25 protein-coding genes are annotated in these 22,090 nt (G+C 63.7%); 12 read left to right on the plus strand and 13 right to left on the minus strand.

Annotated features, from left to right (window positions below; genetic code table 11):
* Positions 1–14 precede the first annotated feature (14 nt).
* From GSQ75_RS16455 to GSQ75_RS16485, 7 genes are all read right to left on the minus strand, one after another.
* Positions 15–611 carry a 1-acyl-sn-glycerol-3-phosphate acyltransferase gene (locus GSQ75_RS16455; protein ID WP_158755965.1) on the minus strand — a complete coding sequence of 199 codons (597 nt, stop codon included), beginning with the start codon at positions 609–611 and terminating at the stop codon, positions 15–17.
* Positions 608–1,030, minus strand: coding sequence for an alternative ribosome rescue aminoacyl-tRNA hydrolase ArfB (gene arfB, locus GSQ75_RS16460; protein ID WP_158755966.1), 423 nt, complete (start codon positions 1,028–1,030; stop codon positions 608–610). The genes GSQ75_RS16455 and arfB overlap by 4 nt, the downstream gene beginning before the upstream one ends.
* An 89-nt stretch (positions 1,031–1,119) precedes the next feature.
* Positions 1,120–1,833, minus strand: a complete 714-nt coding sequence (locus GSQ75_RS16465; RefSeq protein WP_158755967.1) for a pseudouridine synthase — start codon at positions 1,831–1,833, stop codon at positions 1,120–1,122.
* 84 nt (positions 1,834–1,917) lie between these two features.
* On the minus strand, positions 1,918–3,627 hold the full coding sequence (gene ubiB / locus GSQ75_RS16470; protein ID WP_158755968.1) for a ubiquinone biosynthesis regulatory protein kinase UbiB: 1,710 nt from the start codon (positions 3,625–3,627) through the stop codon (positions 1,918–1,920).
* Entirely contained in the window at positions 3,624–4,274 is a 651-nt protein-coding gene (locus GSQ75_RS16475; RefSeq protein WP_158755969.1) for an SCP2 sterol-binding domain-containing protein, read from the minus strand. Before GSQ75_RS16475 ends, ubiB begins: the two co-directional genes overlap by 4 nt.
* Positions 4,275–4,300: 26 nt before the next feature.
* Positions 4,301–4,771: a tRNA (uridine(34)/cytosine(34)/5-carboxymethylaminomethyluridine(34)-2'-O)-methyltransferase TrmL gene (trmL, locus tag GSQ75_RS16480; RefSeq protein ID WP_158755970.1), complete on the minus strand. Its 471-nt coding sequence runs from the start codon at positions 4,769–4,771 to the stop codon at positions 4,301–4,303.
* A gap of 51 nt (positions 4,772–4,822) precedes the next feature.
* Positions 4,823–5,026, minus strand: a complete 204-nt coding sequence (locus GSQ75_RS16485; protein WP_158755971.1) for a hypothetical protein — start codon at positions 5,024–5,026, stop codon at positions 4,823–4,825.
* Positions 5,027–5,362: 336 nt separating this feature from the next.
* Here GSQ75_RS16485 and GSQ75_RS16490 point away from each other — a divergent pair, with 336 nt between their 5' ends.
* Positions 5,363–5,776 (plus strand): DUF4156 domain-containing protein, encoded by a 414-nt coding sequence (locus GSQ75_RS16490; protein WP_158755972.1) that lies wholly within the window; start codon positions 5,363–5,365, stop codon positions 5,774–5,776.
* A gap of 84 nt (positions 5,777–5,860) precedes the next feature.
* Here GSQ75_RS16490 and GSQ75_RS16495 read toward each other — a convergent pair whose 3' ends face one another.
* Together GSQ75_RS16495 and GSQ75_RS16500 are read right to left on the minus strand one after the other, a co-directional pair.
* Positions 5,861–6,274 (minus strand): DoxX family protein, encoded by a 414-nt coding sequence (locus tag GSQ75_RS16495; protein ID WP_158755973.1) that lies wholly within the window; start codon positions 6,272–6,274, stop codon positions 5,861–5,863.
* A gap of 93 nt (positions 6,275–6,367) precedes the next feature.
* Complete coding sequence (locus tag GSQ75_RS16500) at positions 6,368–8,086, minus strand: thiamine pyrophosphate-dependent enzyme (protein WP_158755974.1); 1,719 nt, start codon at positions 8,084–8,086, stop codon at positions 6,368–6,370.
* Between the two features lie 235 nt (positions 8,087–8,321).
* Here GSQ75_RS16500 and GSQ75_RS16505 point away from each other — a divergent pair, with 235 nt between their 5' ends.
* The 5 genes from GSQ75_RS16505 (at position 8,322) to pssA (ending at position 13,652) form a co-directional block, all read left to right on the plus strand.
* Positions 8,322–8,816, plus strand: a complete 495-nt coding sequence (locus tag GSQ75_RS16505) for a MarR family transcriptional regulator (RefSeq protein ID WP_158755975.1) — start codon at positions 8,322–8,324, stop codon at positions 8,814–8,816.
* 3 nt (positions 8,817–8,819) lie between these two features.
* On the plus strand, positions 8,820–10,937 hold the full coding sequence (locus GSQ75_RS16510; RefSeq protein ID WP_158755976.1) for an FUSC family protein: 2,118 nt from the start codon (positions 8,820–8,822) through the stop codon (positions 10,935–10,937).
* Positions 10,927–11,127, plus strand: a complete 201-nt coding sequence (locus GSQ75_RS16515; RefSeq protein ID WP_158755977.1) for a DUF1656 domain-containing protein — start codon at positions 10,927–10,929, stop codon at positions 11,125–11,127. The genes GSQ75_RS16510 and GSQ75_RS16515 overlap by 11 nt, the downstream gene beginning before the upstream one ends.
* Positions 11,128–11,135: 8 nt before the next feature.
* A complete protein-coding gene (locus tag GSQ75_RS16520; protein WP_158755978.1) occupies positions 11,136–12,173 on the plus strand; it encodes an HlyD family secretion protein in 1,038 nt (345 codons plus the stop codon).
* A 78-nt stretch (positions 12,174–12,251) separates the two neighbouring features.
* Positions 12,252–13,652: a CDP-diacylglycerol--serine O-phosphatidyltransferase gene (gene pssA / locus GSQ75_RS16525; protein ID WP_158755979.1), complete on the plus strand. Its 1,401-nt coding sequence runs from the start codon at positions 12,252–12,254 to the stop codon at positions 13,650–13,652.
* Here pssA and GSQ75_RS16530 read toward each other — a convergent pair.
* Entirely contained in the window at positions 13,636–14,256 is a 621-nt protein-coding gene (locus GSQ75_RS16530) for a GNAT family protein (protein WP_158755980.1), read from the minus strand. The genes pssA and GSQ75_RS16530 overlap by 17 nt on opposite strands.
* Before the next feature lie 30 nt (positions 14,257–14,286).
* Entirely contained in the window at positions 14,287–14,493 is a 207-nt protein-coding gene (locus GSQ75_RS16535; protein WP_158756170.1) for a DUF465 domain-containing protein, read from the minus strand.
* 111 nt (positions 14,494–14,604) lie between these two features.
* On the opposite strand from GSQ75_RS16535, the gene ttcA reads away from it, so the two are divergent.
* The 6 genes from ttcA (at position 14,605) to GSQ75_RS16565 (ending at position 20,171) form a co-directional block, all read left to right on the plus strand.
* On the plus strand, positions 14,605–15,471 hold the full coding sequence (ttcA, locus tag GSQ75_RS16540; RefSeq protein WP_158755981.1) for a tRNA 2-thiocytidine(32) synthetase TtcA: 867 nt from the start codon (positions 14,605–14,607) through the stop codon (positions 15,469–15,471).
* Positions 15,472–15,508: 37 nt separating this feature from the next.
* The gene (locus GSQ75_RS16545; protein WP_158755982.1) at positions 15,509–16,711 is read left to right on the plus strand and encodes an amino acid aminotransferase; all 1,203 of its coding nucleotides are present in this window, start codon (positions 15,509–15,511) and stop codon (positions 16,709–16,711) included.
* A 159-nt stretch (positions 16,712–16,870) separates the two neighbouring features.
* Positions 16,871–17,788, plus strand: a complete 918-nt coding sequence (locus tag GSQ75_RS16550) for a recombination-associated protein RdgC (protein WP_158755983.1) — start codon at positions 16,871–16,873, stop codon at positions 17,786–17,788.
* Between the two features lie 118 nt (positions 17,789–17,906).
* Positions 17,907–18,677 (plus strand): YgjP-like metallopeptidase domain-containing protein, encoded by a 771-nt coding sequence (locus tag GSQ75_RS16555; RefSeq protein WP_158755984.1) that lies wholly within the window; start codon positions 17,907–17,909, stop codon positions 18,675–18,677.
* Between the two features lie 101 nt (positions 18,678–18,778).
* The gene (locus GSQ75_RS16560) at positions 18,779–19,357 is read left to right on the plus strand and encodes an isoprenylcysteine carboxylmethyltransferase family protein (protein ID WP_158755985.1); all 579 of its coding nucleotides are present in this window, start codon (positions 18,779–18,781) and stop codon (positions 19,355–19,357) included.
* Positions 19,358–19,445: 88 nt separating this feature from the next.
* On the plus strand, positions 19,446–20,171 hold the full coding sequence (locus GSQ75_RS16565; protein WP_254058621.1) for a hypothetical protein: 726 nt from the start codon (positions 19,446–19,448) through the stop codon (positions 20,169–20,171).
* 97 nt (positions 20,172–20,268) lie between these two features.
* On the opposite strand, the gene GSQ75_RS16570 is transcribed toward GSQ75_RS16565, so the two are convergent.
* Positions 20,269–20,856 (minus strand): sterol desaturase family protein, encoded by a 588-nt coding sequence (locus GSQ75_RS16570; RefSeq protein WP_158755986.1) that lies wholly within the window; start codon positions 20,854–20,856, stop codon positions 20,269–20,271.
* 164 nt (positions 20,857–21,020) lie between these two features.
* Entirely contained in the window at positions 21,021–21,965 is a 945-nt protein-coding gene (locus GSQ75_RS16575; RefSeq protein ID WP_158756172.1) for an alpha/beta fold hydrolase, read from the minus strand.
* Positions 21,966–22,090: the final 125 nt, after the last annotated feature.

Genomic DNA, 22,090 nt, shown 5'->3' on the forward strand with positions numbered 1-22,090 from the left:
CCGATGAAGACGGTTCAAACGTTGCGGTGCTTGCCCTTGAACGGCGCGTAGAACGCGCGCAGACGGGCGATGTCCGCTTCCATATCGTCGCTGGTCGGAAACAGCGTACCGAGCTGGATGGTCTTGTCGGGATAATGGAACGCCACAGGGAAAATCGGCACGCCGGCGTCATGGGCGATGTGCCAGAAGCCGCTCTTCCAGCGCACGACTGGTTTGCGCGTGCCTTCCGGTGCAATGCCAAGCCAGAGTTTTTCGCGCTGGCGGAACTGGTCGATCATCTGCTCGACGATGCCCTTGGTGGCGCCGCGATCGATGGCCATGCCGCCGAGCCGGCGCAGCAAGCCACCGAGCGGTCCGTGGAACAGCTCCTGCTTGGCCATGAAATGCACGTCGGCGCCGATCGCCACTTTGATCAGCAGGCCCCAGACGCCGTCCCACCATGACGAATGCGGGGCGGCGATCAGCACCAGCCGGGGGACGTCGGGGAACTCGCCGGCCAGTCGCCAGCCGGCCACGCGCAGCACGGCGCGGCAGGCCCGGCGCTGTAGTCCATTGTGCAGATGCGGCATCTGCGATGGCAGTTGCGCCGGTGTTGGCAGATATCCCTTCATTCGAGATCCGGTTTGCGCGAACGGGCCTGCTTGATCTTGCCACGCTGTTGCTTGCCGACCAGGCGGCGCTCTTTCGAGGCGCGCGTAGGTTTGGTGGCAACGCGTTTCTTCGGCGGCATCAGGACGCCGCGGATGATCTCGACCAGGCGTTCGCGCACGTCGTCGCGGTTGCGCGCCTGGTCGCGGAATCGGCGTGCCTGGATGACCAGCACGCCTTCGCTGGTCAACCGGCGATCGCGCCGCGCCAGCAGGCGAGTGCGGATTTCTTCCGGCAGCGACGGCGAGTTGATCACGTCGAAGCGCAGCTCCACCGCGCTCTCGGTGCGGTTCACATGCTGCCCGCCGGGGCCGTCCGCGCGCAGGAAGCGCTCGAACAGTTCGGATTCGGGCAGGGTGATGCTGGGGCTGACGATCAACATGCAGGGAGTGTAGAGGGCTAGAAGTGAGTAGGTGAAGCGAGGAGTGAGAGGTGAGAGAAAACGGCCGCGCGTCCCGCCCCTGCTTTCGCTCACGCCTCTTCACTGACTCCTGGCAATATCCAGCCGAAACGCTCAAGCAGTGCGGTGTACTCCTGGTCGAGCGGCGCCTCGATTTGCATCGCCTGACCGCTGAGTGGATGCGAGAAACGCAGCCGCAACGCATGCAGCAGCATCCGATGACAGCCGAAGTGCTGTTTGTATAGCCGGTTATGATCGCCGCGACCGTGCTGGCAGTCGCCGATTACCGGGTGATGGATGTGCGCCAGATGCTTGCGGATCTGCCGGAAGCGGCCGCTTTCCGGCTCGGCCAGCACCAGCGCATAACGCTGCTGCGGATAGCGGCCCAGCTCGATCGGTACTTCGATCGTGGCCAGTCGTTGGTACTGCGTGCGTGCTTCGCGCCGCGGCCCGGTTTCGCGCGAGCCGGGCAGCGGATAGTCGATCACGCCTTCCAGCGGGTCGGGCCAGCCACGTACCACCACCAGATACTGCTTGTGTACCGAGCGGCCCATGAACTGTTCGCCGAGCGTGGCGGCGACGTTCTTGCTGCGCGCGATCAGCAGCACGCCGCTGGTGGCACGATCGAGCCGGTGCGCCAGATACACACTGTCGCCAATCTGCTCCCGCATCTGGTCGATCAGGAATTCCTCGGCGTTGCCGACCATCTTCGAGCGATGCACGGCGAGATTCGCCGGCTTGTTCACCGCGATCAGCGCGTCGTCCTGGTAGAGAATTTCAAGCATGTGTGTTGTTCATGTAGGAGCCCGCTGGCGGGCGATGGATCGCGCAAGAGTATCGCCCGCCAGCGGGCTCCTATATGGCCGTGATCAGCGGCGCGGCCAGCCGATGGCGAAGGAGAGCAGCCCGGCAACAGCGACGAGCAGCGGTGACCACACGTCATGCTGGGGAGTGAGCGTCCACAACAGCGCGGCGGCGATCAGTAGTGCTGCGCCGAGGAAGCTGCAGGCGAGCAGTTTGTGCTGGCGTTTTGCGTTATCCAGGGTCAGCTTCAGCGCCATGGGATCGCTCACGCTGCGTTGTTCACCGCGGCCGATCTGACGCAAGGCATCGCGCACGAGTTCCGGGAGTTGCGGGGCGATGTGCAGCCACTCAGGTAGCCGCTTGCGCACATCGCGCAAGGTGCGCAGCGGACTGTAGCGTTCGCGCAGGATGCGCTTCAGCACGGGATGTGCCACCGCCCAGATGTCGATCTCCGGATCGAGCATGCGGCCGACGCCTTCGATGTTGAGCAGGGTCTTCTGCAGCAGGATCAGCTGTGGCTGCAACGTCAGCTCGAAGCGGCGCGCGGTCTGGAACAGCTTCACCACCAGCTCGGCCAGCGAGATCTGCGACAGAGGGCGGGTGAAGTACGGCTCGCACACGGTGCGAACCGCCGCTTCCAGTTCGTCCATTCGCACGTCAGCTGGCATCCAGCCGGCGGCGACATGCAGCTGCGCGATGCGCGCGTAGTCGCGTTCGAACAGGGCGATGAAGTTCTGCGCAAGCCAGTACTGGTCGGCCTCCGGCAGCGAACCCATGATGCCGAAATCCAGCGCGATGAAACGCGGCTCGCCGGTGCGCGTCGGGTCGACCCAGATATTGCCGGGGTGGGCATCGGCGTGGAAGAAGTTGTCGCGGAACACCTGCTCGTAGAACACGCGCACGCCTTTCGCGGCGAGTGCCTTGCGGTCGAGGCCGGCGGCGTCGATCGCGGCGATGTCGTCGCTGCTGATGCCGTGCACGCGCTCCAGCGTCAGCACGCGCTGCGCGGTCAGTTCCCAGTGCACCGCTGGCACGTACAGATCCACGCCGCTGTCGAAGTTGCGCTTGAGCAGACTGGCGCTGGCGCCTTCGCGCTGCAGGTCCAGCTCGTTCTCCAGCATCTTCTCGACTTCGGCCACCACGTCGAGCGGGCGGATCTTGTCGGCGTTCGGATGCCAGCGCTGGGCCAGCTCGCCGAGCGAGTGCAGCAGTTTCACGTCGCGCGCGATCTGCGCATCGATGCCGGGGCGCAGCACTTTCACCACGACCTCGCGACCGTCGTGCAGCGTGGCCGCGTGCACTTGGGCGATCGAGGCGGAGGCCAGCGGCGTTTCGTCGAACCGGGCGTACAGCTGGCCAACCGGCGATTTCAGTTCGCGCTCGACGATCGCGCGCGCTTCGCTGCCGGGGAACGGCGCGACCTGATCCTGCAGCAACGACAATTCGTCGGCGATGTCGGCCGGTATCAGGTCGCGTCGGGTCGACAGCACCTGGCCGGCCTTGACGAAGATCGGCCCCAGTTCGGTCAGCGCCAGCCGCAGTCGTTCGCCGCGCGACAGCTGCGCCACGTTCGCGCGCGGCCGCGTCAGCAGCGCCAGCCGCAGTCGTTCGCCGCGCGACAGCTGCGCCACGTTCGCGCGCGGCCGCGTCAGCAGCGGCCGCAGCAGTTTCAACGGACGGTACAGATGCGCAGCGTCGACCAGTTCGTCGAGGCGGTACGCCAGCAGGACCGAGGCGACCCGCAGCAGCCGTGGCACCACCTTTAGCGGCGTCACGCGGCGTTGCCTTGCAGGCGTTGAATCAATCGTTGTACGCGCGACTCCAGCCGCTCGCTGCGTTCGCGCAGGTGGTCTACGCCATCGAGGAAGCCCTCGACTTCGCCCGGCGCCAGCGCGATGCGTGCTTCATCGCGAAGCCAGTCGGCGCTGTCTTCGGTGAGATGTGTCGCGGTTTCGCGGGCGTGAGCGAGACCTTTGCGCACGGCCTTCGCCAGCGGCACGCCGAGCACGTCGCCGAATGTGCGGGCGAACGCCTCCTCGAAATCCGGGGCGAACTTGCTGGCGAGTTTTTCCAACCGGCGTGCCAGCTCGGCGTCACCGGCGATCTCCACCTTGCCCGGTGCGATGCCGTCGTCGTCGCGGCGGAACATCATCGCCAGCAGGCTGCCCGGGGTGGCGGCGACGCGCAGCTGGCTATCGTCTTGCGGCGGCCCGACGTGCAGACGGGCGTCTTCAACGGTCACTGCCAGTGCGATTTCCGGTCCGCGCAGATGCAGTTGCACGCTGCGGCCGTTCAGCGCGGCCAGCCGCTGCTGCGTGTCCGGATCCAGCGACAAGGTGTGGTTCAGCGCGGTTTCCAGCGCGCGGCCGGCGAGTTTGCGCAGTGGTTGCGGCAACCAGGAGTTGGGAGTGGCGGCATTCATCCGGCGATTGTAGCCGGCCGCCGGGGTTAGACGTTCGCGGCGCCAGGGAAGCCGAGCTGGCGCCAGGCCTCGTACACCGCTACGGCGACCGTGTTCGACAGGTTCAGGCTGCGGCTGTCCGGGCGCATCGGCAGGCGCAGGCGTTGTTCGGTGGGGATCGTTTCCAGCACCTCCGCCGGCAAGCCCGCAGTCTCGCACCCGAACAGCAGTGCATCATCGTCGGCAAATTGTGCATCGACATGGGCGACCCGACCGCGGGTGGTGAAGGCGAATACGCGTGGCGCGCCGATCAAAGCGAGGCAACCGGCCAGGTCGTCATGCACCGTGACGCGGGCGTACTCGTGGTAGTCCAGGCCGGCGCGGCGCAACCGTGCATCGTCGAGCTCGAAACCGAGCGGTCGGATCAGGTGCAGCGCGGCGCCGGTATTCGCACAAAGGCGAATCACGTTGCCGGTATTCGGCGGGATCTCAGGGCGGAACAGGATGACATGCAGCATCCGGTCATTATCGCGTGCCCGCGCACTCCGGCGGTAATTTGCGTTGCGTGCTCAACCATTCAGTCGCGGGCAGACCACGCCATCCGCCGGTAGCGCGCAGGCAGTCGGCGCGGTCGGCAGGATGGAGCTGACGCTGCGGCTGCTGGCTAGCTGCACGGCCGGTGGGGTGGCAGTCACCATGGCGCCCATGACCAGTGAGCAAACGGCCATGCAGGCAACGAAGAGAGTGCGCAACATAAAGGTTTCGAATTTCATGATCATGTCTCCGATGAAGGGGTGGGTTCCTGTAGCCATATCGGAGCAAGTGCCATGCCAAGGGCGATATTAAATATAAGATGTTGATATATAAGCAATAGATGTGCGTGCACATGGCGATTTTGACTGTCCGCGGACAACCGGACGGGCACGACCCGGACAGTTGGATGAGAGGCGCCGGGGTGATTGGGATTGCGATCAGCAGCTCACGGTGATCGGCGTTTCGGATTCGTTGGGGGACGCGCTGGCGTCCTCGCGTTAGGATGGAGGCGAGTTGGCACGGTCTAGTTCGTTTCCCCCAAACGCCCCTTTCCAGTTACTGCTGCGGAGCCATCCATGCGTAAAACCCTGTTGTTGCTCGTTCCCGTCCTGTTGCTCGGTGCATGCGCCTGGGGCATCACCCTGGACGATGCCGCCAGGAACGTCCACACCGCGTGGAATGGCGATGTCTCCGGTTGCCGCGATCTGGGCAAGGTCACCGTCTCGGTGATGGACCACGTCGGTCCGGTCGATCGCAACAACATCACCGTGCGCGACGAGCTGGAAGTACTGGCGCGCAATCAGGCGGCGCAGATGCACGCCGATACAATCAAGCCATTGGCCGACCCAGCCGATGGTTCGCAGCCGTGGGGCGCGTATCAGTGCGGCTCGCGCCAGATCAACCCGATGCACTCGCCGAATGCGCCGGTCAATCCCAATCCCAACGCCGCGCCCGGCGACACGCAAACCTTCCCGGTACACAGCGGCTGAGCCAAGCCACGGGTTCGGGATGGAAAAAGGCGCCCTTGGGGCGCCTTTTTCGTAAGCATCCACGTCGTGGCGACCAGCGGCTATCTATCTCCGATCGATGGAATACTTCCCTGCTCCAGTGACCGACAGCAACAGCAGGCCGCCCACGATGCTCACGTTCTTGTAGAAGTTGATCATGTTTTCCATGCGCGCGGCGTCGACCATCGTCCAGTAGTGATGTCCGATCATGGCGGTGGCCAGGGTATAGACAGCGAGTAGGAGTGCCACTGGCCGCGTATAGAAACCGATCACGATGGCAATGCCGAGGAAGAATTCCGCGACGACCGCGATGACGGCTGATACCTCAGGAAGCGGCACTCCCTGTGCGGCCATATAGCCGACCGTACCGGAGAAACCCGTGAGCTTGCTCCAGCCGAAGATCACGAACAGAACCATGAGCAACACCCGGGCAATCAGGATCAGTTCGTCCTTGCGGTTCTCGAAGAGTGTGTATCGCATGACTATTCTCCTTGGTTTGAAGTACGCACCACGAAAGCTGAGGTGAGTGAACCAGATCCATTTGCGAGCCTGAGTGAGGGGCAGGCAACGATTTCACTTGAGGAAGTTCGATTCAATCAAGTCGATCACGTCATGCGCACGGCCGCTGAGCACAGCCTTGGCGCCATACAGCACGGTCCCAAGCACCATGCCCGGCTCGATACGCGGCGGCATCACCAACTCCGTGCGATTGACGTGCACATCAAGCAACGCCGGACCGGGATGCGCGAGGAACTCGAGGATGGCCGGCTCCAGCTTTTCGTTGTGGTCGACGGTCCAGCCGCGGAAGCCAATGATTTCCGCCAGTTTGCCGAAGTCGGGATTCTGCAGATCGGTAAACGCATTGAGCAGGCCCTCGACCTTCATTTCCAGTTCGACGAAGCCGAGCGTGCCGTTGTTGAACACGACGATCTTGAGCGGGATCTTCTCCTGGATCGCCGTCAGCAAGTCACCCAGCAGCATCGCAATACCGCCATCGCCCGACAGCGCGATCACCTGCCGCTCGGGCAGCGCCTTCTGGATGCCCAGCGCCTGTGGCATCGCGTTGGCCATGGTTCCGTGCAGCAGGCTGGTGAGAGTGCGGCGTTTTCCATTGACGCGGATATGCCGCAACAGCCAGACCATCGGGCTGCCGCCATCGGCGACAAAGATCGCATCGTCGGTCGCGTGCTGATCCAGCAGCGATGCCAGCTGCTGCGGATGGATCAGGCCATCGCCGCCCGGCCTGGCCTGATGCTCAAGATCCGCCAACGCCTCACGGAACAGTGCCAGACATTCGTCCAGGTAAGCGTGCTCCGCGCGTGGATTCAGGCGCGACTGCAGCGCGTCCAGGGTCGCAGCGATGTCGCCGACCGCGCCGATCTCGACCGGGTGGCGCCGGCCCAGATGGGTCGCGTCGATATCGATCTGGATCACGCGTGCATCTTTCGGATAGAACTGCCGCCACGCGAAGTCGCAGCCCAGCAGGATCAGCGTGTCGCAGCTCGTCACGGTGTGGAAGCCGGCCTTCGAACCGAACACACCGGTCATGCCGACATTGAACGGGTTGTCCGGCTCCAGATAATCCTTCGCCCGCGAGGTGTGGGCCATCGGTGCCTTCACGGTGTCGCAGAAACGCACGACCTGGTCATGGGCATCTTCACAACCGGCGCCGGCATAGACCGCAATACGGCCACCTTCGTTGATCAGCGCGGCGATGCGGTCCAGTTCGGCATCCGCGGGGCGCGTCACCGGCGTCGGCACATGTACTGCATAGGCCAGACCGTCCTCCACTTCCAGCGCCGAGATATCGCCGGGCACGATCAGCACGGCGACGCCGCGTTTGTTGAGGGCGGTCTGCGCTGCCAGCGTGGCGAGCCGGCGTGCTTCAGTTGGATTGATCAGCACCTCGCAGAACACACTGCAATGACTGTAGATCGGTTTGAATTCGACTTCCTGTGGAAAGTCGATGCCGAGTTCGTTGGTCGCCACCTGGCTCGCGATCAGCACCAGCGGCGCACGGTTGCGGTTCGATTCGTAGATGCCGTTGATGAAATGCAGGCTGCCCGGCCCGCAACTGCCCGCACAGGCGGTGAGTGTGCCGGTCATATAGGCCTCGCCGCCGGCCGCGAACGCACCGGCTTCCTCATGCCGCATATGCACCCAGTCGATCCCGCTGCGGCGGATCGCGTCGGTGACGTGGTTCAAGGTGTCACCGACCACGCCGTAGCAACGCTTCACGCCGGCCTTTTCGAGTACGTCGACGATGATGTCCGCCACTTTCTTCTTTGCCATGACAACACTCCGGGGTTGTATTGACGCTAGCAGCGTGCGTCGACGCTACGGGGCAATGGGGCATATTGCCGTAAACCGTACTCCTCTCTCTGGATCAGGGCATCCAACAGACGGCGATCGAGAACCGTGCCCGCGATCCCTTGCATCGGATATTGCCGATTTCATGCGACGCGGATAAGATTCACATATAGATATTACATTTATGTATTAAATGATCGCGGATCAGGCCAAGGCCATGAGCAGCTTCCTTCCTACCGAACAGCGCCTGCAGATCACTTGCCGGCAGCATCCCGCGTTTCCGCGTGAGCCGGCCGTGCTGGTGCGCTTGATCAAGCACATCTACAAGCGAGTGCATGACGATGCCAATGCGCTGCTCAAGCCATGGGGCATCAATCATCCGGAATACAACTTGCTGATGATGCTGTACGGCACCGAGAGGTATACGCTGAACCCGTCACAGCTGGCGGAGGCGGCGGGGGAGAAATCCGCCAACATCACCCGGCTGACTAACGAGCTGTGCGACAAGGGGTTGATCGAACGCACCGCCAGCGACGAAGATCGTCGCAAGATCGCACTCACCTTGAGCAAGGCAGGCATTGCGATGATCGAGAGCTTTCTGCCCGACATCTGTACCTTGCTGGAGCGCCAGACCGCCGGTCTGCAGCCGCGCGAAATGCTGCAGCTGGAAAAGCTGCTGAAGAAATTCCTGGGTCAACTCGAGCTGGCCTGAGCGATGTCGACTGTCCCCGCCATCGATTCCGTGCCGGCCATGTCGCGCTGGCCGTGGCTGGCCGAGTTTCTTGCCGGTGAGCGGCGCGCGTGGATCTTCGTGGGCAAGTCGCTGCTGGCGATCTACACCGCCGCGTGGCTGGCGATGTGGCTGCAGCTGGAACAGCCGGCGACCACCATGATCACGGTGACAATCGTGATGAATCCGCACAGCGGCATGGTGCTGGCGAAGAGCTTCTATCGTGCGATCGGCACGCTGGCCGGCAGTCTGTTCGGATTGGCGCTGATGTCAGTGTTCCCGCAACAGCGCGAGCTGTTCCTGCTGAGCCTGTCGCTGTGGGTAGGGCTATGTGCCGGCGGCGCTACGCTGTATCGCAACTTCATGTCCTACGGTTTCGTGCTGGCCGGTTACACCGCCGCGATCGTCACGTTGCCGGCGATAAATAATCCGCTCAACGTGTTCGACTCGGCCGTGATGCGCGTGAGCGAGGTGCTGCTCGGCCTGCTGGTGGCTGCGGTCGTCAGTGACCTGGTTTTGCCACAGCGGCTGCGCATGGTGCTGCGCCAGGGCGCGCGCGAGCAGTTCGCGAAGTTCACCGACTTCGTGCGGGGTAGCACCGGCGGCCTGATTCCACGCGCGCAGATGGAGCAGGTGCACTTGGCTTCGGTGCGTACTGCCGTGCACTTGGAGGACATGCGCGCGTCGGTGATCTTCGAGGATCCGGAGGCGAACGTGCGGAGCACGCGCATGCGGCTCCTCAATCAGCGCTACATGGCCGCCGGCACCAGCTTCCAGTCGCTGCACCACCTGATCAATCGGCTGCAACGCGGTGGCAACCCGGCGGTCGCCAATACCTTGATCACGCTGTATCGGCCGATCGGTGTCGCCTTGTCGCCCGAACCCGTACAGCAGCACGATCCAGCAGTACTCGCGGCACGCTTGGCGGAATGCGTGGCGCAGTTGCCGGCGCAAGTCGCGGCCTCGCGCGCATCGCTGGTCGAGCCGGCGGTGCTGCTGGAATTCGACACCGGCGCCGCCCTGTTGCAGCGCTTTGCCACCGAGTTGCGTGATTTTTCTGCGCTGGAAGTGTCGCTGCGTGGAAAGCAGGCGCGCGGCACGGTGGAGCGGGTGCACTTTCGCCGCGCCAACGACATCGCCGGCGCGGCGATTGCGGTATTGCGCACGTTCCTCACCATGGGCGTACTCAGCATGTTCTGGCTCGCCAGCGGCTGGGCGTATGGTGCCAGCGCGATGCTGCTGGCAACGATCTTCAGCGGCCTGCTGGCGGCTTCGCCGAATCCGATCAGCGCCGCCACGCACACCTTGTTCGGCTATGTAGCCGGCATGCTGGCCGCGTTCGTCGTGGTGTACGGGTTGCTGCCGGGAAGTGACGACTTCGCCGCGCTGATCGCCGCCAGCGCGGCATTCCTGCTGATCGGGCCATACCTGACTACGCGTGACACGCTGCCGGGTGTCGGCGCCGGCTACTCGCTGGGCTTTGTCTACATCCTCGCGCTGAAGAATCCGATGGTGTATGACCCGACACATGCCTTCAACGACGCGATCGCGCAGGTCGCCGGTATCGTCTTGGCCGGCCTCGCCTTCGTGTTCGTACCGACAGTGATCGGCAGCGCCTGGCAGCGTGCGCGCCAGGTGCGCCGGATGCGTGAACTGGTGGCGCTGGTGGCGAATGCGCCTCTGGACGGGTTGGCGTGGCGTTTCGAGAGCCTCAGCCGCGACCTGTTCCAGCAGGTGGTGACGCATACGCGGCCAGGCAGTGACGAATCGCGCAGCCTGTTGGCGTGGGGGCTGGCGGTGCAGGAGAGTGGTCGCGCGGTATTGGAGTTGCGTCGGGAGTTGGCCGACAGCCACGACCTTGCTCCGGCCGCGCGCGCTGCCGCGACCGCGGCGGTGCAGGCCGTGGGACGGCTGTATCACCAGCCTGATGCAGTGCGATGGCATGACGCCGATGCTGCGGTGCGCGAGGCGATCATCGCCACGGCTGCCGTGCCGGCGGTGCGCCAATATCTGTATCAACTGCACAGTGCGTTGCGCGATGACGAATCACCGTTCGCCATGTACATCCCGCCATCCTCGCCGGAGTCCGTCCATGCCACATGAAGTCGCCATCTATGGCGTGCTCGTGCCCGGACTGCTGCCGGTGTTCCTCGGTTGCCTGTTGCTGATGGTTCTGCTGGATCTGGTGGTGGGTCGCCTCGGTCTGTATCGCCATGTGTGGCATCCGGCGTTGTTCCGGTTTGCCGTGTTCGTCTGTCTGTTCGGCGCCGCCGGACTGTTGCTGATCCATTGAGTCATCTCATGAAAACCCAGTCATTGCTGCGCTTCCTGTTCACTGCCGTGGTGGTCGTCATCGCGCTGCTGCTTGGTCATGCGCTATGGAAGCACTACCTGTACGCACCGTGGACGCGTGATGGCCGCGTGCGTGCGGAAGTGGTGCGCATCGCGCCGGATGTGTCTGGACTGGTGACGAAGGTGGCCGTGGTCGACAACCAGACCGTGCACAAGGGCGATGTGTTGTTCACGATCGATCCGGACCGCTACAAGTACGCGATGGCGCAGGCTGAGGCGAACCTTGCTGCCGCCGAGGCCAGTGCGCGTGCTGCCGGGGCCAACATCAATGCCGCACTAGCCGCGGCCAACGCGCGCAAGACCGAGTTCGAGATGCGCCAGGAGCAGGCCGCACGACGCCAGCAGCTCAGCGATGTGATCGCCAAGGAGTCGCGCACCGACGCGGCCGCCGCCGCCGAGGTCGCCCGTGCCAGCTGGCAGCAGGCGCAGGCCAGTGGCAGCCAGGCCAGTGCCGCGCGCGAGCAAGCGCAGGCCGCGGTGGAGCAGGCACAGGTGGCGCTGGATACCGCCCGGCTCAACCTCGCGCGCACCAAAGTGCTGGCGCCGACGGATGGCTATGTTACCAACCTCGACGTCCGCGTCGGCGACTATGCCGCAGTCGGTAGCCCGCGTCTCGCGCTGATCGACAGCCACAGCTATTACATCTATGGCTACTTCGAGGAAACCAAGCTGCCGCAGTTGCACATCGGCGATCCAGTCGACATCCGTCTGATGGCCGGTGGCGTGCACCTCAAGGGCACTATTGCCGGCATCGCGCGTGGCATCAGCGATCGGGACAACCCCAGCGGCAGCAACCTGCTGGCCGACGTCAATCCCACCTTCAACTGGGTGCGTCTGGCCCAGCGCGTGCCGGTGTACATCGCGATCGATACCAGCGACTTGCCGCCGGATACCGTACTCGCCGCCGGCATGACCGCCACGATCGAGGTGCACCCGCACCAGACGGACCATGCGGCGGCTGACAAGTCGCCGCGCGTCGGCATGTAAGAGCCTGTCATGGGCTTCAGGTAGGCGCATCCGCAACAGTTTGCGATGATGGGGGATGTTGCGGATGCCATGCCCCCCATGAACAAGTTGATGACCACGCCCCGTCGCCTGGCGCGACGCATTCTTTCGCCGCTGCGTAGACCCAAGGCGCAGGCGTTGCTGGATGCGCTGCCGGCGTTCGCCGTAGCAGCCGCAGCGATCGAGGTGCTGCCCGATCCGGCAGCGTTCCGGCACATGCTGTTGCAGCAGATCGCGCAGGCCACCCGGCGCATCGTGATCGTGACCTTGTACCTGGAGGATGACGAAGGCGGCCGCGAGGTGCTGGACGCGTTGTATGCGGCGAAGGCCACGCAGCCGGCGCTGCAGATTTCGGTGTTCGTCGACTGGCATCGGGCGCAGCGCGGACTGATCGGCAAGCAGAAAAGTGCCGGCAATGCGGGTATGTACCGCGAGTACGCCGCGCGGCTCGGGCCCGGCGTCGACATCTACGGCGTGCCGGTGCAGAACCGCGAGCTGTTCGGCGTGCTGCACCTGAAGGGCTTCGTGATCGACGATGCGTTGCTGTATAGCGGCGCGAGTCTCAATGACGTCTATCTGCAGCGGCATGGGCGTTATCGGCTGGATCGTTACCATCTGTTGCGGCATCGCGGACTGGCCGATGCAATGGCAGCTTTCGTGCAGCGTTGTTTCGTCGGGAGCGAGGCGGTGCGCCGCTTGAATGTGCCGGACGTTCCCGCCACGCGCACGCTGCAGGCACCGATCCGCGACTTCCGCCAGGCCTTGCAGCAGGCCCACTATGAAGTGCCGCACGACGCGCCGGGGCCAGCTGACGTGGCGGTGACGCCGCTGCTCGGTTTCGGTCGCAGCGACAACGCGCTCAACGACATCCTGCTGGCGCTGTTGCGCAGCACACGCGAGCGGGTGATCCTGCTGACACCATATTTCAATCTGCCGCGTCCGGTGCGTATCGTGCTCGGTCAGTTGCTGCGGCGCGGCTGCACGATCGACATCATGGTCGGCGACAAGACGGCGAACGATTTCTATATTCCGCCGGGGCAGCCGTTCAAGACGATCGGGCTGTTGCCGTATTTGTACGAAAACAATCTGCGGCGTTTCGCGCGGGCGCATCGTCAACAGATGATCAGCGGCCAGCTCAACCTGCATCTGTGGCACGACGGCAACAACAGCTATCACTTGAAAGGCCTGTTCGTCGATGACGACATGGCCGTGCTCACCGGCAACAACCTCAACCCGCGTGCGTGGGCGCTGGATCTGGAAAATGGCCTGCTGCTGCGCGACCCCGCGCGCTTGCTGCATGCAAAGCATCAGGCCGAATGGGCGGCCTTGAAACGACATGCCACCAGGTTGCCTGACCACCGCGCGCTGGAAAGTCCGCGGCACTACCCCGCGGAGGTGCGCAAGCAATTGAAGCGATTGAACCGCACCCGCCTCGACCGGCTGGTCAATCGCCTGCTGTAGTGGCCTGTGCACCGCTCAGGCGCTGCAGTCGCAAGCCAAGCCAGCGATCAACGTCCGGCCATTCGCTGGCGAGAATGGAATAGCAGACGGTGTCGCGCAGCGTGCCATCGGGACGTCGCTTGTGGGCACGCAGCAGCCCGTCGCGATGTGCGCCGAGGCGCTCGATCGCGCGCTGCGAATCGAGATTGCGATGATCGGTGTGGAACTCCACCGCCACGCAGTCCAGTGTCTCGAACGCGTGCTTGAGCAGCAGCCGTTTGCACGCGGTGTTGAGGTGGCTTTTCTGCCAGCGTTTCGCGTACCAGGTGTAGCCGATCGCGAGGCGCGGCAACTTGGCTACGAAGTCGTAATAGCGGGTGGTGCCGACGATTTCGCCGCTGGATTTCTCGCGTACGGCGAATGGCAGCATCAGGCCATCGGCATGACCTTGCAGTGCTTTTTCGACATAGGCGCGCGCGTGGCCCGGTGCCGGTGCACTGGTGAACCACAGGTTCCATAGTTCGCCATCGGCGGCGGCGGCTTCCAGTGCGGCCACGTGATCGAGGCTCAGCGGTTCCAGCACGACGTATTCGTCCTGCAGGCAGGTCAGGGTAAGGGGATTCATCGGTAGTCCGGCGGGAGAGGCAGATGACGCTCAGGCGTCGAGATCGGGAATCAGCTTGCTTTCGAGCCGCGCGATGTGATCTTTCAGCAGCAGCTTGCGCTTCTTCAGCCGGGTCAACTGCAGTTCGTCGCGGCCGATCGCGGTGGCCAGCTGTTCGATCACCAGATCGAGATCGCGATGCTCCATCCTCAGCTCGGCGAGCAGATGGACGATTTCGGCGTGATCCTGAACCTGCATGGCGGCGGCGATGGCTAGGGAGAACCCTCCTAGTCTAGCGCCGTTTGGCATCTCCGGAAGTTGATCGGCCAGCCGGCTACAATGGGGGTCGTCTCCACCTGCTTGGCCATCATGTCCGCCCATCCTGCCCATACCCGCACGCCAGCCGCCGAGGCCGACAGGCTGGCCCGGCGCCTGCGCCACCAGGTGGGGCAGGCGATCATGGATTTCGGCATGATTGAGGACGGTGACCGGGTGATGGTGTGCCTGTCCGGCGGCAAGGACTCCTACACCTTGCTGGACATGCTGCTGCAGCTGCAGGCGAAGGCGCCGGTGCGCTTCGAGCTGATCGCGGTGAACCTGGACCAGAAGCAGCCGGACTTTCCCGAGCACGTGCTGCCGGAATATCTCAGCGCGCGCGGCGTGCCGTTCCATATCATCGAGCAGGACACCTACAGCACGGTGACGCGGGTGATCCCGGCCGGCAAGACCATGTGCAGCCTGTGTTCGCGGCTGCGTCGTGGTGCGCTGTACAGCTGGGCGGCAGCCAATGGCATCACGAAGATCGCGCTCGGCCACCATCGCGACGACATCCTTGCCACCTTCTTCCTCAACATGTTCTTCCAGGCACAGCTGAAGGCGATGCCACCGAAGCTGCGTTCGGACGACGGCCGTCACGTGGTGATCCGGCCGCTGGCGTATTGCTGCGAAAGTGACATTGCCGCCTATGCGCTGAATGAAAATTTTCCGATCATCCCGTGCAATCTGTGCGGCTCGCAGGACAACCTGCAGCGCAAGGCGGTGCAGCGCATGCTGGCCGAGTGGGAGCAACTTCAGCCCGGCCGCAGCGAGAACATTTTCCGCGCGCTGGCCCATGTGTCACCCTCGCAGTTGGCCGATCGCATGTTGTTCGATTTTGCCGCGCTGGGCGCGCAGTCGAGTGTGTCTTCTCCGTGGCCAGTCGACGCAGCGGATGAGACCGCCGCCACGCAAGCTTGAACCTTTTCATCCCCACATCACCTGTCGAGTAACCGCCGTGTCCTTCTTTGTATCCGTTGAAATGGCCCCGGGCGATCCGATCCTGGGTTTGACCGAGACCTACCTGGCCGACCCGCGCCCGGGCAAGATCAATCTGGGCGTGGGCATCTACATCGACGAGCAGGGCCGCATCCCGCTGTTGCCGACGGTGCACGAAGTCGAACAGGCGCTGGTCGCGGCCGGCAAGCCGCGCGGCTACCTGCCGATCGACGGCCTGCCGGCGTACAACCAGCTCACCCAGCAGCTGCTGTTCGGGGCCGAATCGCCGCTGCTGGTTGCCGGTCGGGTAGCCACCGCGCAGACCATCGGCGGCAGCGCGGCATTGCGCGTGGCGGCGGATCTGCTGAAGCAGGTGGCCGGCGCCGGCGCGAAGATCGCGATCAGCAACCCGAGCTGGGGCAACCATCATGTGGTGTTCCGCACGGCTGGCTTCGAACTGCTTGAGTACCGCTATTACGATCCGGCCAGCCATGGCCTGGATTTCGCCGGCATGCTGGAGGATCTGGGCAAACTGGAGCCGGGCACCGTGGTGTTGCTGCACGCGTGTTGCCACAACCCGACCGGCGTGGACCTGGATGCAGCGCAATGGCGGCAGGTGATCGCACTGCTGAAGGAGCGCCGGCTGCTGCCGTTCATCGACATGGCCTATCAGGGTTTTGACCAGGGCATCGAGCAGGACGCCCTCGCCGTGCGTCTGCTCGAGGCGTCAGGGATCGAGGCGTTCGTGGTGGCCAACTCGTATTCCAAGTCGTTCTCGCTCTACGGCGAGCGCGTGGGCGCGCTGTCGATGGTCGGCGCCGATCGCGACGAGGCGGCGCGGCTGCTGTCGAAGATCAAGCAGACCATTCGCGCGAACTATTCCAGCCCGTCCACGCATGGCGCCAGTCTGGTCGCCGGCGTGCTCGGCAGTGTCGAGCTGCGCGCGCGCTGGGAGCAGGAGCTGGGCGAGATGCGCTCGCGCATCCATGCGATGCGTGCCGGTTTTGTCGACAAGCTGGCTGCGCTCGGTGCGCCGGATTTCAGCTTCATCAACAAGCAGGCCGGGATGTTCTCCTATTCGGGCCTGAGCAAGGCGCAGGTGCACCGGCTGCGTGATGAGTACGCGATCTACGCGCTCGACAGTGGTCGCATCTGCGTGGCGGCGCTGAATCGCGCAAACCTCGATACGGTGGCCGCGGCAGTCGCTGCCGTTAGCCGCTGACACCCTCATGACCGTCATCCCGGCGAAAACCGGGATCCAGCGTCTTTGCCCTTCTCAAGGCACTGGCTGACCAGCTTCGCTGTTATAAGGCACCTCCGGCTTTTGCCGGAGTGACGACGAAACCACCTGCCTTCGGGCCGTACCTCATCCGGATATTGAATGTTCTTTCGCAATCTCACGCTATTCCGTTTTTCTCCTACCGTTGCCACCGATCTGAAGCGCCTCGATGACGCGCTGGCCGAACATCGGCTGCGCCCGTGTGGTCCGCTGGAGATGTTCACCAAGGGTTTCGTGCCGCCGGTCGGGCGTGGCGAAGGCGAGCCACTCACACATACCGTGAAGCACTGCACCCTGTTCACCGTTGGCGGCGAAGACAAGCTGCTGCCGGCCGCGGTGATCAATGACGAACTGCATCGCAAGGTACAGAAGATCGCCGAGGAAGAAGGCCGCAAGGTCGGTGGTCGCGAGCGCAAGCGGATCAAGGAGGATCTGCTGAACGAGCTGTTGCCGCGCGCCTTCGTGCGCAACTCGCGGATGTCCGCCTATGTCGACACCAAACATGGCTGGCTGGTGCTGGATACCTCAAGCCGCAAGTCGGCCGAGAACGCCTTGACCCAGGTCCGCGAGGCGCTGGGCAGCTTCCCGGCTGTACCGCTGGCGCCCGAGGAAGGCCCGCGCGTGCTGATGACCGACTGGCTGGCCAACGGCAACCTGCCGGCTGGGCTGGCCCTGGGCGACGAGTGCGAGCTGCGCGACCCGGCCACCGCCACCGGCGCGATCGCTCGCTGCCGCCGGCAGGACCTGGATGCCGAGGAGGTCAAGGAGCACCTGCGCAACGGTAAACAGGTCTTCCTGCTTGGTCTCACCTTCGATGAGCGGATCAGCTTCGTGCTGGGTGAGGATCTGGTCATCCGCAAGCTGAAGTTCCTCGATGTGGTGATGGACGAGCTGGGCGACAGCCAACAGGACGCCCAGGCCGAGCTGGACGCCAGTTTTGCCTTGTTGACGCTGGAACTAGAGCGGCTGCTGGGCAAGCTGGAGGAGTGGTTCGGGTTGCCACGCCCGGCCGACAGCTGAACGAAAAACCATTCCCGTTTGACCTGCCGGAGCGCCATACTGGTCGTCCGCCCGCTTGCGGGCGGCGCGGAATCCCCCACTGATATCCGAACAGGCCTTGGTACGAACGGGCAGGCTTATGGCGCAGCATCTGGAAGGCGATTGGCTGGAACTGGCGACGGTTGGCGGCAGCATCATTCGGGTGCTGAAGGCCGCCCATCCGCGCGCGCGCCGGCTGCGCCTCACGGTCACTCCGACGGGTGCGCGGGTGACCTATCCGTACGGCACCCATCCGGCCCAGGTCAACGCGTTCCTGCGCAGTCACGCCGAGTGGCTGGAGCAGAAGCTCGACGAGTTGCACCTGATCGTCAAGCCACTGCCGCCGTTGCGCATGGGCTATCCGTGCAACTTCCCGTTGCGCGGCGAGAAGGCGGAACTGGACTGGGCTGAAGGTGCCTATCCGAAGATCGAACCGCACGCGGCCGGGTTGACCCTGGTGATTCCGCGTCCGCATACCCGCGCGTTGCCGATTGCCCGTGGCCTGCTCGCTTCGCATCTGGAAGTGTTGATTCGCCGTGACGTCTCGCGCTGGCTGGCCATCTATGTGCCGCAGCTTGGGCTGGCGCCGACCGCGTTGAAGATCCGTCCCATGAAGAGCCTGTGGGGCAGCCTCGATACCCGTGACCGCATCAATCTCGATCTCGCGCTGGCGCTGGCACCACCGGCTGCGTTGCGTTACGTGCTGGTGCACGAGCTGTGTCATCTCAAGGTGCGCAACCACTCGCCGCGGTTCTGGGCACAGGTCGGCAATCTGCTGCCGGAATGGCGTGAGCAGCGCGACTGGCTGCGCCAGCATGGTGCGATCCTCAAGGCCGAACTCGATCGTCTGGTGGGCGACGTCGCCGATTGAGCAGGCGCCGCTGAAGGAACGGCCGATCAAGCCGGTCTATCGGAAACCTGAAAAAGCGCGAGAATGAGCGCGCCTGACGACTTCATCATCCAGGGGTGATCATGGATATCTCGTTCACTACGTTGGCCGTGGCGGCATGGCTGTTCTTTCTGGGCTACTGGCTGTGGAGTGCGCGTCGGCTGAAGCCGTCCACGCGCGCGGAGCCGGCGCTGCCGCGCTTCTTCAAGTACTGGCTGCCAATCATCCTGGCGATCCTGCTGATGTGGCCCTCAACCTGGCTTGATGGCACGCCCCTTGGCGATCGTTTGCTGCCAGATACCTATGCGACGGCGCTAACCGGCCTGCTGCTGATCGTGGCCGGCGTGGTGTTCGCGTGCTGGGCGCGTTACATCCTCGGCAGCAACTGGAGCAGCGAGGTGCAACTCAAACAGGACCACGAACTGATCGAACGCGGGCCTTATCGCTACGTGCGCCACCCGATTTACACCGGCATCCTGCTCGCGCTGCTGGGCACCGTCGTGCTGCTTGGCGAATGGCGCGCCCTGGTGGGCTTCGTCATCATGTTCGTCTCGTTCTGGCGCAAGTTGCGGCTCGAGGAAGCCTGGCTGAGCGAGCACTTTGGCCCGGCTTACGGCGAATACATGACCAGGGTGAAGGCACTCGTGCCCGGGATACTATGAGAGGCGGCATGCCTGCGGGCGTGACGTATCAACCGGTACCGGGTTCGCGCGTTCTCGACTCTTGCCACTCAATCACAAGGAAAGTCAGATGCTGCGTCTGCTGATCGCTTCAAGCTTGTTGTTGCTGTCCGTTTCGGTCGTGGCTGAAACCATTGATGCGCCGATGGTGAAGGCCGGGGACAGCTGGGTTTACAAGGTGACTGTTGAACGGGGGCCGCAGGGTTGGGCCCAGCACAATGAGGATTTCTCGGTAGCGCACGCCGATGCATCCACGATTTTCGTATCTGTCAAACAGAGCGGATCGCAACAGGCGCCGACCGAGGAGTTGGCCGGTGCGGACTGGAGCCGTTCGCGTGACATCAACGGCAAGCAGCAGGTAGTCAGTCGCCCGTTTGCCTTCCCGCTGGAGGTGGGCAAGAAGTGGGAGCTCAAATACACCGAGGCCAATCCCAACCCGAAGCATCTGAGCGAGACTTTGCAAACCGGATATACCGTCGTCGGCTGGGAGGATGTCGAAGTGCCGGCCGGCAAGTTCAAGGCCTTGAAGATCGAGGCCGAAGGCAACTGGACGGCTGTAGTGGCACCGATGAATCAGGCTTCAGCGCAAGCGGTTAACACGACAGGTGGTTCGGCCGCGCTGGTCCAGACCAACCGCGTGACGCCGCACACCGTCTCGGGCCGTACCTACCGGGCTTTCTGGTACGTGCCCAGCGTCAAGCGCCTAGTCAAGTCAGTCGAGGAGTCCTACAGCTCCAACGGCATCCGCAGCGAGCGTTTCACCTACGAGCTGGTGTCGGACAAAGTCTCAAGCTGACTCCGTCATCGGGCACCTCGCTGATACCTGTACGACTGCTGCAGGTGCCGGGGGTGCCTGATCTACCGGGAAATCCGGCAGCAGCCGTCAGATCGGTTCAGAACTTCCGAGGCTGCCGCGTGTAGCGTGTGCCCAGCAACACGTCCCACAGCGGCGTGGTGACGCCGAAGTTGCTGTCCGGGTGGTAATGGTGCACGTGGTGGGCGCCAGCCCAGCGCCGCAGCAGCGGGTGCTTGAAGCGGACATGGTGGATGGTGAAGTGGCTCAGTCCGTAGGCGATGTAGCCGAAGGTCACCGAGCCCATCATCAGGTAGGCAAACCCGGTGGGCATGACCAGCACGCACAGGCCCGTCAGGATGAGCAACACGGCTCCCGGCAGGAAGAACGGCAACGAATCGTAGCCAAGCGGCCGCTCGTGATGCATGCGGTGCCCCTGCTCGAACAGCGGGATCCGCGTGTGGAACATCCAGCGGTGAAAGAAATATTCGACGAAGCTGAAGGCAAACAGCCCCAGCGCAATCGCCAACAAGGCGGTCAGGGGGCCACCGGCATTCAGGCGCCAACCCTCGACAATGAGCAGCAGGCCCAGGGTGACGTCCACGCCGACCTCGACCCAGTAATTGGTCTGCGTACTGGACATGCGCACGATGGAATCCACACCCGCCCGCATGAGGTTTCGCGTCATCGGTCGCTGCATGTTTCCGTCATCTTGCAAGAAAACACTCCAATCTCCAGAGTCATGGCCTTATTGTCACATGTTGTCATGCGCAATTCACAATGATGTGTCACGGGCAGCTGACTCGCAGCTGACCCGCGCGCGCAGGTTGGCGCCGGGTGCGTGGCTCAAGCTCAATGTGACAACGCGAATCCGCTGAGGATCTGCGCGGTTTCCTCAGGCTTCTCCAGCATCGGCATGTGGTTGCAGCCGATCAGGGTACTGGTGCTGATCGAACTGGCATGGGTCAGGCCATTGCGCAGGCTGTCCAGCGCCGAAATGTCGACGATCTTGTCGTCATGGCACCACAGGCCGAGTACCGGCATTTCGAACTGGCCCAGGCGGTTCTGCAGTGCGAGGTATTGCGACGGGTCACGCAGCTCGTTGAAATTGCTTTCGATGAAGGCGCGATCCAGCTGGTTGCGCTTGATGAGCACATCGATGATGCGGCCTGGCATATCGAGTGGTTTCTCGAAGGCCAGCGCGGTGGCGCGCGCAAAGCCGACGCGGTCGTCGAACAGGAATGGGTCCTTGCCGGCCATGGCCTCGCGGGTAAACGCGTTTTCCTGAGCCTTCAGGCCATACGCATCGACCAGCGCCAGCTCGGTGACATGCTCCGGGTGCTCGGCCGCATAGACCCCGGCAATGGCGCCGCCCAGCGAATGGCCGACCAGTACAAAGCGCTGCAACCTGAGCGTTTCCACGAAGGCCTGCAGCCGAGCGGCCTGGGCATCGACGTTGTAGCTGGCACCGGCCATGCGCGAGGACTCGCCCCAACCGGGCATATCGGGAATGATCAGGTGGAAGTGCGGCGTGAGCAGTTTGGCGACCGGTAGCCAGACCTCCTTGTTCGCGGCAAAACCGTGTAGCAGCACGATGACCGGGCCGTCACCGCCCTCGTAGTAGACCCAGCGGGTGTCCCCGGCCTGCACCGAATGCTTCTCGAGATGCGCGGTCATTGCCTCGCGCATGTAGTTCGCGCGCAGCAGCAACTGCGGCGCGAACAGGTAACTGCCACCCAGCACGATGATCAGGATTCCGCCGAGCCACGCCAGGAATTTCAGCCGGCGCAGCAGCATGCGTTTCCAGAGTGGGGTGGCGGTGACGTTTGTTGATGGCGGCATGATGGTTTCTTGATGGGTCGTGACTGGCAATGCTCCCTCCCCTGCGACCTAAGGGAGTCCCTTTTCGGGGCACACAGGGG

This window comes from Dyella sp. S184, from assembly GCF_009766065.1.
In the GTDB taxonomy this organism is placed as follows: Bacteria; Pseudomonadota; Gammaproteobacteria; order Xanthomonadales; family Rhodanobacteraceae; genus Rhodanobacter.

What these genes read in the sequence shown, in the direction of transcription:
- GSQ75_RS16455 (WP_158755965.1), bottom strand. Translation starts at nt 611, where the DNA reads ATGAAGGGATATCTGCCAACACCGGCGCAACTGCCATCGCAGATGCCG.
- arfB (WP_158755966.1), bottom strand. Translation starts at nt 1,030, where the DNA reads ATGTTGATCGTCAGCCCCAGCATCACCCTGCCCGAATCCGAACTGTTC.
- GSQ75_RS16465 (WP_158755967.1), bottom strand. Translation starts at nt 1,833, where the DNA reads ATGCTTGAAATTCTCTACCAGGACGACGCGCTGATCGCGGTGAACAAG.
- GSQ75_RS16475 (WP_158755969.1), bottom strand. Translation starts at nt 4,274, where the DNA reads ATGAATGCCGCCACTCCCAACTCCTGGTTGCCGCAACCACTGCGCAAA.
- trmL (WP_158755970.1), bottom strand. Translation starts at nt 4,771, where the DNA reads ATGCTGCATGTCATCCTGTTCCGCCCTGAGATCCCGCCGAATACCGGC.
- GSQ75_RS16485 (WP_158755971.1), bottom strand. Translation starts at nt 5,026, where the DNA reads ATGAAATTCGAAACCTTTATGTTGCGCACTCTCTTCGTTGCCTGCATG.
- GSQ75_RS16490 (WP_158755972.1), top strand. Translation starts at nt 5,363, where the DNA reads ATGCGTAAAACCCTGTTGTTGCTCGTTCCCGTCCTGTTGCTCGGTGCA.
- GSQ75_RS16495 (WP_158755973.1), bottom strand. Translation starts at nt 6,274, where the DNA reads ATGCGATACACACTCTTCGAGAACCGCAAGGACGAACTGATCCTGATT.
- GSQ75_RS16500 (WP_158755974.1), bottom strand. Translation starts at nt 8,086, where the DNA reads ATGGCAAAGAAGAAAGTGGCGGACATCATCGTCGACGTACTCGAAAAG.
- GSQ75_RS16505 (WP_158755975.1), top strand. Translation starts at nt 8,322, where the DNA reads ATGAGCAGCTTCCTTCCTACCGAACAGCGCCTGCAGATCACTTGCCGG.
- GSQ75_RS16510 (WP_158755976.1), top strand. Translation starts at nt 8,820, where the DNA reads ATGTCGACTGTCCCCGCCATCGATTCCGTGCCGGCCATGTCGCGCTGG.
- GSQ75_RS16515 (WP_158755977.1), top strand. Translation starts at nt 10,927, where the DNA reads ATGCCACATGAAGTCGCCATCTATGGCGTGCTCGTGCCCGGACTGCTG.
- GSQ75_RS16520 (WP_158755978.1), top strand. Translation starts at nt 11,136, where the DNA reads ATGAAAACCCAGTCATTGCTGCGCTTCCTGTTCACTGCCGTGGTGGTC.
- pssA (WP_158755979.1), top strand. Translation starts at nt 12,252, where the DNA reads ATGAACAAGTTGATGACCACGCCCCGTCGCCTGGCGCGACGCATTCTT.
- GSQ75_RS16530 (WP_158755980.1), bottom strand. Translation starts at nt 14,256, where the DNA reads ATGAATCCCCTTACCCTGACCTGCCTGCAGGACGAATACGTCGTGCTG.
- GSQ75_RS16535 (WP_158756170.1), bottom strand. Translation starts at nt 14,493, where the DNA reads ATGCAGGTTCAGGATCACGCCGAAATCGTCCATCTGCTCGCCGAGCTG.
- ttcA (WP_158755981.1), top strand. Translation starts at nt 14,605, where the DNA reads ATGTCCGCCCATCCTGCCCATACCCGCACGCCAGCCGCCGAGGCCGAC.
- GSQ75_RS16550 (WP_158755983.1), top strand. Translation starts at nt 16,871, where the DNA reads ATGTTCTTTCGCAATCTCACGCTATTCCGTTTTTCTCCTACCGTTGCC.
- GSQ75_RS16555 (WP_158755984.1), top strand. Translation starts at nt 17,907, where the DNA reads ATGGCGCAGCATCTGGAAGGCGATTGGCTGGAACTGGCGACGGTTGGC.
- GSQ75_RS16560 (WP_158755985.1), top strand. Translation starts at nt 18,779, where the DNA reads ATGGATATCTCGTTCACTACGTTGGCCGTGGCGGCATGGCTGTTCTTT.
- GSQ75_RS16565 (WP_254058621.1), top strand. Translation starts at nt 19,446, where the DNA reads ATGCTGCGTCTGCTGATCGCTTCAAGCTTGTTGTTGCTGTCCGTTTCG.
- GSQ75_RS16570 (WP_158755986.1), bottom strand. Translation starts at nt 20,856, where the DNA reads ATGACGCGAAACCTCATGCGGGCGGGTGTGGATTCCATCGTGCGCATG.
- GSQ75_RS16575 (WP_158756172.1), bottom strand. Translation starts at nt 21,965, where the DNA reads ATGCTGCTGCGCCGGCTGAAATTCCTGGCGTGGCTCGGCGGAATCCTG.